At 65.8% G+C, this 15,000-nt stretch carries 14 protein-coding genes; 5 read left to right on the top strand and 9 right to left on the bottom strand.

From position 1 onward, the window contains the following. Positions 1–3 precede the first annotated feature (3 nt). Together map and NOF53_RS09195 are read right to left on the bottom strand one after the other, a co-directional pair. Complete coding sequence (gene map, locus NOF53_RS09200; protein ID WP_255967510.1) at positions 4–861, bottom strand: type I methionyl aminopeptidase; 858 nt, start codon at positions 859–861, stop codon at positions 4–6. A gap of 81 nt (positions 862–942) precedes the next feature. Then, complete coding sequence (locus NOF53_RS09195) at positions 943–2,565, bottom strand: AMP-binding protein (RefSeq protein ID WP_255967509.1); 1,623 nt, start codon at positions 2,563–2,565, stop codon at positions 943–945. 158 nt (positions 2,566–2,723) lie between these two features. On the opposite strand from NOF53_RS09195, the gene NOF53_RS09190 reads away from it, so the two are divergent. Both NOF53_RS09190 and NOF53_RS09185 read left to right on the top strand, forming a co-directional pair. Continuing rightward, positions 2,724–3,593: a LuxR C-terminal-related transcriptional regulator gene (locus NOF53_RS09190; RefSeq protein ID WP_255967508.1), complete on the top strand. Its 870-nt coding sequence runs from the start codon at positions 2,724–2,726 to the stop codon at positions 3,591–3,593. A gap of 52 nt (positions 3,594–3,645) precedes the next feature. After that, positions 3,646–5,073 (top strand): APC family permease, encoded by a 1,428-nt coding sequence (locus tag NOF53_RS09185; RefSeq protein ID WP_255967507.1) that lies wholly within the window; start codon positions 3,646–3,648, stop codon positions 5,071–5,073. A gap of 4 nt (positions 5,074–5,077) precedes the next feature. On the opposite strand, the gene NOF53_RS09180 is transcribed toward NOF53_RS09185, so the two are convergent. From NOF53_RS09180 to dxr, 6 genes are all read right to left on the bottom strand, one after another. Continuing rightward, the gene (locus NOF53_RS09180; RefSeq protein ID WP_255967505.1) at positions 5,078–5,356 is read right to left on the bottom strand and encodes a hypothetical protein; all 279 of its coding nucleotides are present in this window, start codon (positions 5,354–5,356) and stop codon (positions 5,078–5,080) included. Between the two features lie 185 nt (positions 5,357–5,541). Further along, a complete protein-coding gene (locus NOF53_RS09175; RefSeq protein WP_255967503.1) occupies positions 5,542–7,356 on the bottom strand; it encodes a penicillin-binding transpeptidase domain-containing protein in 1,815 nt (604 codons plus the stop codon). Between the two features lie 53 nt (positions 7,357–7,409). Beyond that, positions 7,410–8,246: a GNAT family N-acetyltransferase gene (locus tag NOF53_RS09170; protein WP_255967501.1), complete on the bottom strand. Its 837-nt coding sequence runs from the start codon at positions 8,244–8,246 to the stop codon at positions 7,410–7,412. 93 nt (positions 8,247–8,339) lie between these two features. Continuing rightward, positions 8,340–9,497 (bottom strand): flavodoxin-dependent (E)-4-hydroxy-3-methylbut-2-enyl-diphosphate synthase, encoded by a 1,158-nt coding sequence (gene ispG, locus NOF53_RS09165; RefSeq protein WP_255967499.1) that lies wholly within the window; start codon positions 9,495–9,497, stop codon positions 8,340–8,342. 41 nt (positions 9,498–9,538) lie between these two features. Next, a complete protein-coding gene (locus NOF53_RS09160; RefSeq protein WP_255967497.1) occupies positions 9,539–10,759 on the bottom strand; it encodes a M50 family metallopeptidase in 1,221 nt (406 codons plus the stop codon). 6 nt (positions 10,760–10,765) lie between these two features. Continuing rightward, on the bottom strand, positions 10,766–11,923 hold the full coding sequence (gene dxr / locus NOF53_RS09155) for a 1-deoxy-D-xylulose-5-phosphate reductoisomerase (protein ID WP_255967495.1): 1,158 nt from the start codon (positions 11,921–11,923) through the stop codon (positions 10,766–10,768). A 120-nt stretch (positions 11,924–12,043) separates the two neighbouring features. Here dxr and NOF53_RS09150 point away from each other — a divergent pair, with 120 nt between their 5' ends. Then, entirely contained in the window at positions 12,044–12,313 is a 270-nt protein-coding gene (locus tag NOF53_RS09150; RefSeq protein ID WP_255967493.1) for a DUF2631 domain-containing protein, read from the top strand. 104 nt (positions 12,314–12,417) lie between these two features. Here the strand turns inward: NOF53_RS09150 and rlmN are convergent, their stop codons facing one another. Next, positions 12,418–13,527, bottom strand: coding sequence for a dual-specificity RNA methyltransferase RlmN (gene rlmN / locus NOF53_RS09145; protein WP_255967491.1), 1,110 nt, complete (start codon positions 13,525–13,527; stop codon positions 12,418–12,420). Between the two features lie 114 nt (positions 13,528–13,641). On the opposite strand from rlmN, the gene NOF53_RS09140 reads away from it, so the two are divergent. After that, a complete protein-coding gene (locus NOF53_RS09140) occupies positions 13,642–14,052 on the top strand; it encodes a LapA family protein (protein ID WP_255967489.1) in 411 nt (136 codons plus the stop codon). A gap of 83 nt (positions 14,053–14,135) precedes the next feature. Beyond that, positions 14,136–14,990: an HpcH/HpaI aldolase/citrate lyase family protein gene (locus NOF53_RS09135; RefSeq protein ID WP_255967487.1), complete on the top strand. Its 855-nt coding sequence runs from the start codon at positions 14,136–14,138 to the stop codon at positions 14,988–14,990. Positions 14,991–15,000: the final 10 nt, after the last annotated feature.

Genomic DNA, 15,000 nt, shown 5'->3' with positions numbered 1-15,000 from the left:
GGCTCAAGGCAGGGTGAGGATTTCGGCGCCGGTCTCGGTGACCACGATCGTGTGCTCGAACTGCGCCGTCCAGGCGCGATCCTTCGTCACCACGGTCCAGTCGTCGTCCCAGACCTCCCAGGCGATGTCTCCGAGGTTGATCATCGGCTCGATGGTGAACACCATCCCGGGCTCGATCACAGTGTCCACCGACGGCTCGTCGTAGTGCAGGATGACGAGTCCGTTGTGGAAAGTGGTGCCGATGCCGTGGCCGGTGAAGTCGCGGACCACGCCGTAGCCGAAGCGGTGGGCATACGACTCGATGACCCGGCCGATCACGTTGAGCGCACGGCCGGGCTTGACGGCCTTGATGGCCCGCATGGTGGCCTCGTGCGTTCTCTCGACCAGCAACCGGTGCTCCTCGGCCACGTCCCCTGCGAGGAACGTCGCGTTGGTGTCTCCATGGACCCCGCCGACGTAGGCCGTGACGTCGATGTTGACGATGTCACCGTCCTGGATGACGGTCGAATCCGGAATGCCGTGGCAGATCACTTCGTTGACGGAGGTGCAGCAGGATTTGGGAAAGCCCTTGTATCCCAGCGTCGAGGGATAGGCGCCGTGGTCGATCATGTACTCGTGGGCGATACGGTCCAGTTCGTCGGTGGTGACCCCGGGCGCCACCGCCTTTCCCGCCTCCTGGAGGGCGCGGGCGGCGATCGTGCTCGCCACGCGCATGGCCTCGATCGTCTCGGGTGTCTGCACCCACGGCTCGTGCCCCTCGTTGGCCGTCGGCTTCCAGGCATACTCGGGCCGATCGATACTCGCAGGTACGGCGAGAACGGGCGACACGGTTCCAGGGCTCAATGCTGTGCGGACAGACATGGGTACCAGGGTAGACCCGCCCCTCTCCGTGCGCCTTTCCGGTAGCGGGAACTACCGAAAAGGCGCACAGGCGCGAAGCGCCTATCTCTGGCGGAGAAGGTAGCGCTGCACCTTGCCGCTGGGGGTCTTGGGAAGATGCGGGACGAAGTGCACGGTGCGCGGATAGGCGTGTGCGGCGAACTTCTTCTTCACCAACGTTTGCAACTCGGCTTCGAGGTCGTCGTTGCCCTCGACTCCGTCGCGGAGGACGACGAAGGCTTCGAGTACCTCGCCACGCAGGTCGTCGGGCATTCCGACGACGGCGGCCTCGACGACGGAGTCGTGCATGACGAGCACGCTCTCGACATCGAAGGGCCCGATGCGGTATCCGGCCATGATGATGACGTCGTCGTCGCGGGCCGAGAAGAAGTAGAACCCTTCCTCGTTGGTCTGGCCCGCGTCGCCGGTGAGGTACCAGCGGCCGTCGCCGGTGAAACGCTGCGCGGTCTTCTCCGGGGCGTCGATATACCCGGTGAACCACATGAGCGGGCTGTTCTGTGTGTCGATGGCGACGCGGCCCGGTGTTCGGGGTGGGGCGATCGCATCGGAGTCGTCGGCGAGTACCGCGCAGGCCCAGCCCGGTAGCGGCTTACCCATCGAGCCGTCGCGGACCTCGTCCCGGAGACCCTCCGCCCAGGCGTTCGCGATGAACATCCCGTGCTCGGTCTGCCCGTAGTGATCGCGCACCGGTACGCCGAGGTTCGCCTTCGACCACGAGATCACCTCCGGCGTGAGCGGTTCACCGGCAGAGGAGGCTCGCCGCAACCGCACCGTCTCGGGGATCGGTGTCGGATCCGCGCGCAGACTCCGGTAAACGGTCGGGGCAGCCGCGAAATTCGTGACCCCGAAGCGCTCCATCACCTTCCAGGTGAGCGGGGCAGAGAATCCCGCATGCAGCAGGATGGAACGGGTGCCTGCGGCGAGCGGTCCGAGCAGCGCGTAGTAGAGGCCGTACGCCCATCCCGGGTCCGCGGCGTTCCAGAAGACGTCGTCCTTGCGGACGTCGAGTCCGAACTCCTGGTAGGCGTGGAACGACGCGAGCGCCCGAACGGGGACCGGCACGCCCTTAGGGGTTCCGGTGGTGCCACTGGTGAACAACTGGACCAGAGGGCCGTCGCCGCCGACGGTGACGGCTGCGCCCCGGGCATCGTCGGGATCGTACGACTGAACGAGCGTCCCGAAGTCCAGATTGCCGGAATTTTCGTCGCCGGCGACCACCACCTGCCAGGGCGCGTCCGCCGGAATGTCTTCGCCGGGCGCGAGCTTGTCCAGCTGATTCGCATCGGCAACAACGACCTTTGCACCGCTCGCCCCGAGCCTGAACGCGATGGCCGGGGGTGCGAATGCCGTGAACAGGGGAACGTGGACCGCGCCGCGGCGCCAGATACCGAGCAGGGCGACGACCAAGTCCGCCGACTTGCCCATCAGCGTCGCCACGTGCTCACCCGGTTCGACACCGAGCTCGGCCAGAGCTGCCGCCCACCGCGACGACTGTTCACGGAGGTATCCGTAGGTCAGATCCGTCGACGTCAGGTCGGCTTCCACGACGGTGAACGCCACATCGTCCGCGGGGTGTCGATCACACAGCAGTTCCGCCGCGGTGGCGGTCGGCGTGTCGTACTGATCGAGCAACTCACGCACGCGTGCAGTGGGATCGGTGGTCATGCGGTACTCCTTGTGTTCTCAGGGCCGATGTGTTCTCAGGGCCGAGTGTGTCGCGGGCCGAGTGGTCGTCGGGCCAGGTCGGTAAGGGTCTGGCCTTGCCCGAACTCGCTACGGTTATGATCTAGCTCACAGACCGCCCTGACTACCCCCGGAAAGGGGTGACCGACTTGGTTGTCCCGTCGCTACTACGCCCCCGGGACGGCGATGCCTTGCGTGGTGAACTGCGCACTATCGCCGCCCAGGGTGTTGTGCCGGTTCTCTTCGGCGGTGAGGTGAACGACGACACTCTTCATCTCAGCGAGTTCTTCGGTACCCGCACCAACAACCTCAAGGGGTTGGCCATCCCGCCGCGGTCCGGCCTCGGCGGGCGAGTGGTGACCCAGCGCAGGCCGGCCTCGGTCAACGACTACGGCACCTCGCAGACCATCACGCATCATTTCGATCGTCCCGTACTCAGCGAGGGCCTCCGATCCATCCTCGCCGTGCCCGTCATCGTGCGGGGCGAGTCCCGGGCGGTCCTCTACGCCGCCAGCCGCGAGCGTGCCCCTATCGGTGATCGCACCGCAGATGTCGTCGTCGAGGCCTCGCGCCGGCTCGGCATGGAGATTGCGGTCCGTGACGAGGTCGACCGCCGCCTGGAGATGCTCAGAACACTGGACGTGCAGGGCGTCGACGGAGCCACCACCGAGGAACTTCGAGACATACACGCGGAACTGCGGAGTGTCGCCCAGACGGTCTCCGATTCCCCATTGCAGGAGCGGCTGCGCGGGCTGTCCCAGCGCCTCGCCGCCATCGTCCGGGCTGGCCGCGACGATACGGCCGACGACCCCGGGATCACCCTCGCCCCCCGCGAACTCGATGTGCTGGCCCACGTCTCGCTGGGATGCACCAACACCGAAGTCGCCCAGCGTCTCTCGGTAGGAGCCGAGACCGTGAAAAGTTACCTGCGCAGTGCCATGAACAAGCTGGATGCGCGGTCCCGCCACGAAGCGGTGGTCACAGCGCGCAGGCTGGGGTTACTCCCCTAGCGAGAGGCCTCTTCTCGGCCGAGAAGCGTGACGCAGCGAAAGGCGGTGGATCATGGGATCGACAACGGATTCGAACGCCACGAATTCGAACGCATCCGGTGCGGGTACACCCGAGCAGCCGACTCTCAAGCGGGTCATGGGGCCCGGGCTGCTTCTGTTGTTCATCATCGGCGACATCCTCGGAACCGGTATCTATGCTCTCACCGGCAAAGTGGCGAACCAGGTCGGTGGCGCCGTGTGGTTGCCGTTCCTCGTTGCGTTCCTCGTGGCCATCATCACGGCCTTCAGCTATTTGGAACTGGTCACCAAGTTCCCGAAGGCGGCCGGCGCCGCCCTGTACACGCACAAGGCCTTCGGCGTGCACTTCCTGACGTACATGGTGGCTTTCGCCGTGATGTGCTCGGGAATCACGTCGGCCTCGACGGCGTCGCGTGCCTTCGCTGCGAACTTCGTCGAAGCCTTCGATCTCGATTTCACCACCGGGATCGGCATCACCCTCCTCGGTCTCGCGTTCATGACGCTTGTCGGAATCATCAACTTCCGTGGTGTCAGCGAGAGCGTGAAGACCAATGTGGTTCTCACCTGCATCGAATTATCCGGGCTCCTGATCATCATCATGATCGGTCTGTGGGCACTGGGTGTGGGCGATGGTGACTTCTCCCGGGTCGTCACCTTCGACACCGGTGACCGGTCCCCGGTCGGCGCCGTGATCGCGGGTACCGCGCTCGCCTTCTTCGCCATGGTCGGTTTCGAGGATTCGGTCAACATGGCCGAGGAGTGCAAGGAACCCAGCCGGATCTTCCCGAAGGTCTTGTTGACGGGGCTCCTCGTCACGGGTGCGATCTACGTATTCGTCTCGATCACCGCCATCGCCCTGGTACCGGTGCGCGAGCTAGGCGAAGGTGACACACCACTGCTGAAGGTGGTGCAGGCCGGCGCCCCTGGGTTCCCGATCGGAATCTTCGCGTTCATCACCATGTTCGCGGTCGCCAACACCGCCTTGATCAACATGCTGATGGCAAGTCGGCTGCTCTACGGCATGAGCCGCGAGAAGGTACTCCCTCCTCCGTTCGGGAGGGTGCACGCCCGCCGGCGCACCCCGTACGTCGCGATCGTCTTCACCACGCTCGTCGCGTTCGGCTTGATCACGTTTGTCGGCGAAGTCCCCGAGCTCGGCGGCACCACCGCCCTGCTCCTGCTGTGTGTGTTCACCATCGTCAACGTCACCGTGCTCGTCCTGCGGAAGCAACCCGTGGAGCACAAGCACTTCCGAGTACCGACAGTCCTCCCGATCATCGGCACCCTGACGTGTGGTTTCCTCGCGACTCCCTTCGCCGACCGGCCGATCGTCCAGTACCAGATCGCCGGTGTGCTACTCGGAATCGGCGTCGTCCTCTGGGCAGGGACAGTCCTCGTGAACAAGAAACTCGGAAAGGGCGGCCCGGAGCTCGACCCCGAGAAACTGGCCGAACACGACTAACGCGTCAGAGGGCATCCTCGAGCAGGCGGGCGTTGCGGACGCTGACGCAGGGCACCCGGCGGGCCCTCGCCTGCTGCATCACCATGGCATCCGATGGGGTACACAGCCCGTCGAGCACGTCCTCGGTGGCGATCGCGCACAGCACGTCTCCCTCGCATGAGGTGATCGACGCGATTCCGCGGCCCGACGCCCACCGCTTCAGCTCGAGCCATCTATTCAGCTCGGTGCCGGCTTCCGGCTTGCCGACGAACAACAGGGTGCGGACGCCATGCAGTGCGTCCACGCAGGTTCCTTCCGAAACAAGTGTCATGTGTGAGCGTTCCTGTCTACGTGGTCTTCTCGATCCCGCGGCTGCGGAAATCTTCTACCACCAACTATGGGCGCACCTGACGGCGGTGTCTGTCCCCCGACCGGGCCCCTGAACCGGACCACTCCTGCGTCCCCCGATCGGCCGACACGGCCAGCGGGTCAATATCCCTCGGGCAATGCGGTGAACATGTCCCGGGTGACGGCTACAGCGTTGTCGGAGCTCCCGCCACGCACCACCAGGGTGGCGAAGGCAAGATCACCTCGATAGCCGACGAACCAGGCGTGGGAACCCCCCTCCACCTCGGCCTCGCCCGTCTTTCCGTATACCTCGCCCTGATCTTCGATCCGCTCAGCTGTTCCGCTGGTCACCACGAGCCTCATCATCGACCGCAGCCCCTCGACCATCTCGGGGCTGATCGGCGGATGGTCGCCCTCGATGACGGTCTCGCGTCCGGCGATCAACCGCGGGACGGGAGTCGAACCGTGCGCGATCGTCGCCGCTGCCAGAGCCATCCCGAACGGGCTGACCACTACCTTGCCCTGGCCGAACCCGTCCTCCGTTCGCTGCACCAGCTCGCCCGCCGGCGGGACGGAGCCCGAATCGGTCGGCAGCCCCACCACTTGGTAGTCGGGGCCGATCCCATATTGCGACGCCGCGACAGTCAGCGCATCAGGCCTCATCTCACTGGCGAGTTTCGCGAACGAGGTGTTGCACGAACGGGCGAAGGCCGTGGCCATCGGCACAGTGCCCAGTGCGAATTCGTTGTAGTTGGGAACGCTGCGTTCCCCGATCTCGATACGTCCCGGGCATGGCACCATCGTGTCGGGTGTCGCGATCCCCGAAGAGATGGCTGCCCCGGCAGTGATGATCTTGAACGTCGATCCCGGCGGGTAGAGACCAGTCAGCGCGACAGGCCCGTCCCGGTCCGCCGCCTTGTTCTGCGCCACCGCGAGAACGTCTCCGGTCGACGGCTGGATCACCACCATCATGGTCTGATCGGTCCTGGCGTTGACGGCGTTCTGCGCGGCGACTTGGATGGGCCGATCGAGGCTGATCGAGAACGACGGGGAGGTCTGTGGCGCCGTCTCGGTGAGAACGTCTGTGTCGACACCGTTCTGGTTGACCGTGACCACGCTCCAGCCGGCCTTGCCGTCGACCTCGTCGATCACCGTCTTCTTCACCTGCCCCACGAGGTCCGGGGCGAAGGTGCGATCGGTCGACACCAGGTCCGCCTCGTCCGAGACACTGACTCCGGGAAGGTTAGCGAGGACGCCCGCGACCTGCTCATAGTCTTCCGACCGCAATCGGGTCACGAGGTAGTCGCCCTCGACCGCCGTCGCAGATTCTGCGATCGACTGCGCGGTGAGTGTGTTGTCGAACGGGGCGAGTGCGGCGGCCAGGCCCTGCGACGTGGAGATGACGTTGCCCGACTCCCCGGCGTCGAACTTGACGCGATACACCACTCCGGGAACCAGAACATCCGAGCCGGAGTGCTCGTTGACCCGGGCGCGGGGGGCCGCAGTGGAACGTAGCGACATCGTCTGCCGGTCGCCGAGTCGGGGATGAATGTTGGTGGAACTCCAGCGAACCGCCCACTCCCCGTTCCGGCGCCCCATCTGCAGCTCACCGGAATAGGTCCATACCCGATTCTTCGGGAGGTGCCATTCGTAGGCGTACCCCACGGTGGCGGTGTCTCCGCTGATGTGCACGTCCGTCGTCTCGGCTTCGAGGGATTCCGCCTGTAGCGACTCCCAGGCCGACTCGAGAGTCCGCTGGGCATCGCCTGGCCGATCGGACAGTTCCGCAGCCCGCTCGGAGTCGCGCTCGGCAAACGCCGTGAGAAATGCGTGAGCGGCCGGCTCAGGGCCTTCGGGCTTCGGTGTGCACGCAGTCGAGCCGATAATCAGCGCTGCCGCGCCGCCGAGGGCGATCGACCGCACGACGCGGACTCGAGGGGGTGGCCAGAGGTTCATCGCCGCTCATGGTATGTCCCCGACCACCGCCGACACGGTAGGCAGTCAGCGAGTCAGTCCAGGAGAATTGTGGCGAACGTCGCGACCTGGCTGAAACCGATGCGCGCGTAGGCGCTGCGGGCCACGGTGTTGAAGCTGTTGACATAGAGACTGGCGATTCGGCCGTCGGCGATGACGGCTTCGGCCACGGTTGCCGTTCCCGCGGCCCCGAAACCTTGCCCCCGGTACATCGGGTGCACCCAGACACCCTGGATCTGCCCCACTCGGGACGACACCGACCCGACTTCCGCCTTGAAGATCACCTGATCGTCCTCGAACCGGGCCCACGCGCGGCCGGCCGCTATGAGGTTGGCGACCCGGCGACGATATCCGCGCCCTCCGTCGTTGGCGCGGGGGTCGACGCCGACTTCCTCGATGAACATGGCAACCGCTGCAGGGAGGTACTGCTCGAGTTCGTGCATCCTGACCTGGCGCACGAGTGGATCGGGGCGACAGTGCGGCTTGCTTGCCAACGCGAGCAGAGGCTGATCGGGCCGGACTTCGCGGGCCGGACCCCAGTCCATCTCGAGCATCTCCCACAACGGCAGCGTCAACTCGGCCCGGCCCACCAGCGACGAACACATGCGAGGCGTCCGGCAGGCTCGATCCGCGAACGCGCGCATGTCGTCGGCGCTGCCTCGAAGGGGAACGAAGTTGGCCCCGGAGAAACACAGCGACTCGAGCGGTCCTCCCCGACTCCACAACTCCCCGTGGATCATCCGCGGATCGATTCCGCATTCTTCGACGCGCGCGGCGACCATGCAGGCGGCGACAGGATCGGCGTCGAGAACGCGGAGCACGTGTGCCGCGTCTCGACTGCTCAACTGTTTGGCACCGAGGAGCTTGAGCATCTACCCAACCTTGTCAGCTAGTGGTTCTGCCCACCAGATTGCCACGAACCCGCCGGAAACGGGAGACGTTTCGACGCCGAGGGCCGGCGGGGGTCAGCTGACGGTCACGACGGGGGTCCCGGCCGACGCGTCACCCTCCATCTCTTCTGCGATACGCATCGCTTCCTCGATGAGGGTTTCGACGATCTGTGCTTCGGGCACGGTCTTGATCACCTTGCCCTTCACGAAGATCTGGCCCTTACCGTTTCCGGAGGCCACTCCGAGATCCGCCTCGCGCGCCTCGCCGGGACCGTTGACAACACAGCCCATGACGGCGACGCGGAGCGGAATTTCCATGCCCTCGAGCCCCGCGGTCACTTGGTCGGCCAACGTGTAGACGTCAACCTGGGCACGCCCACACGAGGGGCACGACACGATCTCGAGCTTGCGCGGGCGCAGGTTCAGTGACTGAAGGATCTGCGTTCCGACTTTGATTTCTTCGGCGGGCGGGGCCGACAGTGATACCCGGATCGTGTCACCGATGCCCTCGGAGAGGAGCGCACCGAAGGCAACGGCCGACTTGATCGTCCCCTGGAATGCCGGACCGGCCTCGGTTACGCCGAGGTGCAGTGGGTAGTCGCACCGAGCGGCCAGCTGCCGGTACGCCTCGACCATGATCACCGGGTCGTTGTGCTTGACCGAGATCTTGATATCACCGAACCCGTGTTCCTCGAACAGGCCGGCTTCCCACAGGGCCGACTCGACGAGCGCTTCCGGCGTCGCCTTGCCGTACTTCTGCATGAGCCGGGGATCGAGCGAGCCGGCGTTGACTCCGATACGGATCGGAATGCCGGCGTCACCGGCCGCCTTGGCGACCTCCTTGACGCGTCCGTCGAATTCCTTGATATTGCCCGGGTTCACACGGACCGCGGCGCAGCCCGCCTCGATGGCCGCGAAGATGTAACGCGGCTGGAAATGAATGTCCGCGATAACCGGGATCTGGCTCTTCTTCGCGATCGTCGCGAGTGCGTCGGCGTCCTCCTGGCGCGGGCAGGCAACTCGGACGATGTCGCAGCCGGACGCGGTGAGTTCGGCAATCTGCTGCAGGGTCGCGTTGACGTCGTGGGTTTTCGTGGTGCACATCGACTGCACGGACACCGGGAATTCGCTGCCGACGCCAACTGTCCCAACCTGCAGTTGGCGGGTCTTGCGGCGGGGCGCGAGAACGGCGGCCGGGCCTTCGGGCATACCCAATCCGACAGGGCTGGTCACGTGGGTGCCTTCTTTCGTAGCTTCAGGTCCGAGTTTAGCGATCACTGGAAGAGCTTGATCGGGTTGACGATGTCGGCGGTGAGGGTGAGCAGCATGTATGCGCCGCCGATGACGATCACGACGTAGGTGACGGGCAGCAGCTTCATGTAGTCGACGGGGCCGCCTCGGGGCAGTCCTCGCCTTCTCCGGAACCAGTCGCGGATCCGTTCGTAAAGCGTCACCGCCATGTGCCCGCCGTCGAGTGGGAGCAGCGGAAGCATGTTGAACATGCCGAGGAAGAAGTTGAGGCTCGCCAAGAGGAGTACGAAAGCTTCCCAGATGCCCTGTTCGGCAATCTGGCCGCCGATGACGCTGGCGCCGTACACGGAGATCGGTGTCTCAGGGTCCCGTTCACCGCCCGTCACGGCGTGCCACAGATCGACAGCCTTGCTCGGCATCTGCACCAGACGTTCGGCCGTCATGACGAACATGTCACCGGTGAATCCGAAGGAAGCCGGGACCGCGGACACAGCTGAGTGCTCGACGACGACCGGGGGCGCGGCGATGCCGACCGCTCCGACCGTCGTCTCGTGTGGTTGACTCGCCCCCTCCTCCTGAACCCACCGCTGCACCTGCTGGACGGGAACGACGACCGTCTGCTCGATGCCGTCCCGCTCGATCGTGAAGTCGACCGCTCCCGACAGCGGCCGGGTAGCGGCGGCGACATCCGCAAAGGTCGGCGTCTCCTTGCCGCCCACCGCAGTGATGACGTCGCCCGCCCGGATACCGGCCTCCTGAGCGGGACCGGTACCGGTGCATGGCGCCAGCGCGAAGTCGGGCGCGGGACCCTGGGTGGTGGCCACACATCCGACCGACCCGACCTCGGCGTGGGTGGGCCGGTTGAGGTCGGGCAGACCCCACCCGACGGCGAGGACGTACACCAGGACGAGGCCGAGGAGGAAGTTCATGCCGATGCCGCCGGACATCACGAAGAGGCGCTTCCAGGTCGACTTCTTGTACATCGCCCGGTCTTCCTCGTCCGGTGCGAGTTCGTCGAGGGCCGTCATTCCCGCGATGTCGCAGAAGCCACCGAGCGGCAGCGCCTTCAGGCCGTACTCGGTCTCCCCGCGACGAAAGGAGAAGATCTTGGGACCGAAACCGATGAAGTATCGACGGACTTTCATGCCGGTGGCCTGAGCCACCCACATGTGACCCGCTTCGTGAAGCGCGATCGACAGCGCGATCCCGAGGGCGAAGAGAACAACGCCCACTGCGAACACCATGCAGTTCTAGCCTTCCTGCTTCACGAGCTGACGTGCTCGGTCACGTGCCCAGCCGTCGGCGGCCAGTACGTCTTCCACGGTAGCCGGTGGCGCCGACCACTCGTCCGCCTCGGACAGCACGGCGGCGACGGTACGGACGATGACCGGGAATCGGATGATCCCGTCCAAGAATGCCTGAGCCGCGACCTCGTTGGCAGCGTTGTAGACGGCGGTGAGGCAACCGCCGCCCCTGCCTGCCTCCCTCGCGAGGTCGACAGCAGGGAAGACGGACGAGTCGAGTGGCTCGAAGTCCCACCGGGACGCACTGGTGAAATCGCAGGGGACGGCAGCCCCCGCGACCCGCTCCGGCCAGCCGAGTGCAAGCGCGATGGGCAGCTTCATATCGGGTGGGCTGGCCTGCGCCAGCGTGGAGCCGTCGGTGAACGTAACCATCGAGTGCACGATCGACTGCGGGTGAACCGTAACGTCGATGCGGTCGTACTCGATGCCGAACAGCAGGTGGGTCTCGATGAGTTCGAGTCCCTTGTTCACCAGCGTTGCGGAGTTCAACGTGTTCATCGGGCCCATCGACCAGGTGGGATGGGCGCCAGCCTGCTCGGGAGTGACCGATTCGAGTTGCGCAGCGGACCATCCCCGGAAGGGACCTCCCGAGGCCGTGAGAACGAGGCGAGCCACCTCGTCCGCGCTGCCTCCGCGCAGGCACTGGGCGAGCGCGGAGTGCTCGGAGTCCACGGGCACGATCTGACCGGGCGCCGCGGCAGCGGTGACGAGGGGCCCGCCCGCTACGAGGGACTCCTTGTTCGCGAGCGCCAGCCGTGCACCGGACTCCAGTGCGGCCAGGGTCGGTTCCAGACCCAGGGAGCCGACGAGCGCGTTGAGGACTACGTCCGCTTCGGTGGTTTTCACCAGTTCGGTGACCGCGCCAGGACCGCTCAGCACTCCTGGCAGATTCAGTGCTGCCGCAGCCCGCGGATCGGCGACTGCGACGGAAGTCACACCTGTTTCGGAGATTTGACGTGTCAGGAGATCGACATTCCCACCACCGGCAGCGAGGCCGACGACCGAGAACTTGCCGGGGTTGGCCGCCATCACCTCCAACGCCTGGGTACCGATCGAACCTGTGCTGCCGAGCAGCAGGACGCGGGTGGGCCTGGTTTCATCCACCCAGTCATTGTTCCTGATCGAACAACGACCGCCCGCCATGGATGGCCCCAGTACATACGACGGACGGTCGTATGTCACGATATGGCGAGTAGCGCAACCGAATCTGCAGGAGGATCGATCGTGGCCGGTACCCAGTTGGAGCCCTCGTCCAGCGACCCCGTCGTGGCCGCACACGTCGATACGGCCGAGGTCCCGTCGGCGGCGTGGGGCTGGAGTGGTGAAGCACCCAAGACGTTCCGCTTCTTCGGCTGGTTCTTCGCGCTGTTCCTGCTGCTCATGATCATCGGTAACCACACCGGCCGGGTCGAGGACCTGTGGCTGGTCGGCTGCGCAGGTCTCATGGTCGTCGTTCTCGTCCGCGACATCATCCTGCGGCGTAAGCCCCGCTAGTACCTCGACCTGGGTCAGCACGTCGTTTACGACGAAACCCCTCGCGCCGATTCCTCGGCGACGAGGGGTTTCGTTCGTCTGGTGTCGCTCGTCTCGGCGTGGATTCAGTTCTCGGCGGCAAGCTGCCCGCACGCCGCAGCGATCTCCTGCCCGCGGGTGTCCCGCACAGTGCAGGACACTCCCTGCGCGATCACGCGCCGGACGAATTCCTTCTCCACCGGCTTGGGGCTGGCGTCCCACTCACTGCCCGGAGTGGGATTGAGCGGTATGAGGTTTACGTGCACGAGAGGACCGAGGGCCTTGCGCAGCTTCTTGCCCAGCAGGTCCGCGCGCCACGGCTGGTCGTTGACCTCCCGGATGAGGGCGTACTCGATGGAGACGCGTCGGCCCGACTTGTCCGCGTAATAGCGCGCAGCATCGAGGACTTCGGCCACGGACCAGCGATTGTTCACAGGAACCAGGGTGTCGCGTAGTTCGTCGTCGGGTGTGTGCAGTGACACCGCGAGAGTGACGCTGAGATCCTCGTCGGCGAGCTTGCGGATGGCGGGCGCCAGCCCGACCGTCGAAACCGTCACCGAGCGCTGCGACAGCCCGAGGCCGTCGGGAGCGGGCGAGGTGATACGACGCACCGCTGCGACCACACGCTTGTAATTGGCGAGGGGCTCACCCATGCCCATGAACACCACATTCGACAGGCGGCCCGGCCCGCCGGCCAACTCACCGTCTCGCAGGGAGGCGGCAGCGGCGCGCACCTGGTCGACGATCTCGGCAGTCGACAGGTTGCGCTGCAACCCGCCCTGGCCGGTCGCGCAGAACGGACACGCCATCCCACACCCGGCCTGGCTCGAGATACACAGTGTCGCACGGTCGGGGTAGCGCATCAGAACACTCTCGAGCAGTGTCCCGTCGTTCGCCTTCCACAGGGTCTTGCGGGTATCTCCGCCGTCGCAGGCCAAGTGCTTGACAGGCGTCAGCAACGTGGGGAAGAGCGCCGCCCCCACCTGCTCGCGGACTGCGGCAGGGAGATCGGTCATCTTCTCCGGATCCGCCTCGAGTCGCGCGTAGTACTGCCGGGCCAGCTGGTCGGCCCGGAAGCCGGGCAGGCCCAGTTCCTCGACGGCCTTCCGGCGTTCGGCGGAGTCGAGGTCCGCGAGATGCTTGGGCGGCATCCCGCGCCGGGGCGCGGTGAAAACGAGGGGGAGCGAAACAGCCATAGTTTTTCCATTGTCCCATTGATTCGGGGGCCGAAGTCGTGCGGATACGTGATCGACGCCATTCCGCCGTCGGATGCGGGTGCAGAACGGCCCCGAGTGGGTGAAGATCGAGTTATGTCGACAACACCGGACGACCCCTCACACTCCCCTACGGACGTCCCGGGCGGCGGTGCTGTCGGCGGGCCCGCGCCCGCCGATCCTCCCTACCCCGATACGGCACACCCGGGAACCCAGCATCCCGACGTCGCGCGGAAGAAGGGCATCAAACACACCAGGGCGGGCGCGACGTGGACCGGCCTCGTGATCGGAATCATCGTTCTCGTACTGCTTCTCGTGTTCATCCTGCAGAACCTCGACAGCGCAACGCTGGAGTTGTTCGCCTGGGAGTTCACGCTGCCACTCGGCGTGTCGCTGTTGCTCGCGTCGATCGCCGGCGCAGTGATCATGGCCCTCGCGGGAGGCATCCGGATCATCCAGATCCGGCGAGCGGCAAACCGGCAGCACCGCCTGAACACTAATTACTGACTGAACAATAGTTACGCAAGTGGATCGGGCCGGCATTGGCCGCGCATGATGGTTGTCGTGGATATCACCGGAACGGTACGACTGTGAAGGCCGACATGGAGACGACTGTGGCACCGCGTATCGCTGCCGAGCAGGCGCGATCCTGGCTGCTGGTTCCCGCCGGCAAGCCCGAAGGTTTCGAGGCGGCGCATGCTAGCGCCGCCGACGCTGTCATCCTCGATCTCGAGGACGCCGTAACCCCCGACCGGAAGCCTCGGGCCCGCGCCGACGTGGTCGCCTGGCTCGGTGAGAATCGGCGTGCGTGGGTCCGCATCAACGATGCGACCACACCCTTCTGGGCCGACGATCTCGCGGCGCTGAACGGGGCGCCGGGGCTCGAGGGCGTCATGCTCGCCAAGACCGAGAGTGGAATGCAGGTCGACGCCACCGCCGACCGTCTTCCCGCGGGGACCAAAGTGCTCGCGCTCGTCGAATCCGCGATGGGTCTCGAGGCTGCTCCGGAAATCGCCCGCGCCGAGGCGACGTTTCGCCTGGCGTTCGGTAGCGGCGACTTCCGGCGCGACACGGGGATGGACGATTCCCCGCTGGCCATGGCGTATCCGCGCTCACGGTTGACGATCGCGAGCCGCGCCGCCCGGATCGCCGCACCGATCGACGGGCCGACCCTCGGTTCGGACGTCGACGCCCTGATGCGCGCGTCGGCGCTCACGCTGTCGATGGGAATGAGCGGGAAACTGTGCATGACCATCGCTCAGACGGCACCCGTGAACGGTGCGCTGAGCCCCTCCCCCGCGGAGGCCGAATGGGCCATGGACGTGATCGCCGACCTCGGTGAGGACGGATCGCGGGTGCGCGACGGCAGTGACCTGCCGAAACTCGCGAAAGCCAAGAAGATTAACGCGCTCGCGAAGCTTTTCCACATCGCGCCACGTCAGTAATCAAGCACCC

Origin of the sequence: Rhodococcus tibetensis (assembly GCF_024438035.1) — a bacterium.
Taxonomy (GTDB): Bacteria; Actinomycetota; Actinomycetes; order Mycobacteriales; family Mycobacteriaceae; genus Rhodococcus_F; species Rhodococcus_F tibetensis.
This window is presented reverse-complemented; position numbering and strand designations above follow the sequence as displayed.

Coding starts and splice junctions, on each gene's coding strand:
- map (WP_255967510.1), bottom strand. CDS start 861: ATGTCTGTCCGCACAGCATTGAGCCCTGGAACCGTGTCGCCCGTTCTC.
- NOF53_RS09195 (WP_255967509.1), bottom strand. CDS start 2,565: ATGACCACCGATCCCACTGCACGCGTGCGTGAGTTGCTCGATCAGTAC.
- NOF53_RS09185 (WP_255967507.1), top strand. CDS start 3,646: ATGGGATCGACAACGGATTCGAACGCCACGAATTCGAACGCATCCGGT.
- NOF53_RS09175 (WP_255967503.1), bottom strand. CDS start 7,356: ATGAACCTCTGGCCACCCCCTCGAGTCCGCGTCGTGCGGTCGATCGCC.
- NOF53_RS09170 (WP_255967501.1), bottom strand. CDS start 8,246: ATGCTCAAGCTCCTCGGTGCCAAACAGTTGAGCAGTCGAGACGCGGCA.
- NOF53_RS09160 (WP_255967497.1), bottom strand. CDS start 10,759: ATGGTGTTCGCAGTGGGCGTTGTTCTCTTCGCCCTCGGGATCGCGCTG.
- rlmN (WP_255967491.1), bottom strand. CDS start 13,527: ATGGCTGTTTCGCTCCCCCTCGTTTTCACCGCGCCCCGGCGCGGGATG.
- NOF53_RS09140 (WP_255967489.1), top strand. CDS start 13,642: ATGTCGACAACACCGGACGACCCCTCACACTCCCCTACGGACGTCCCG.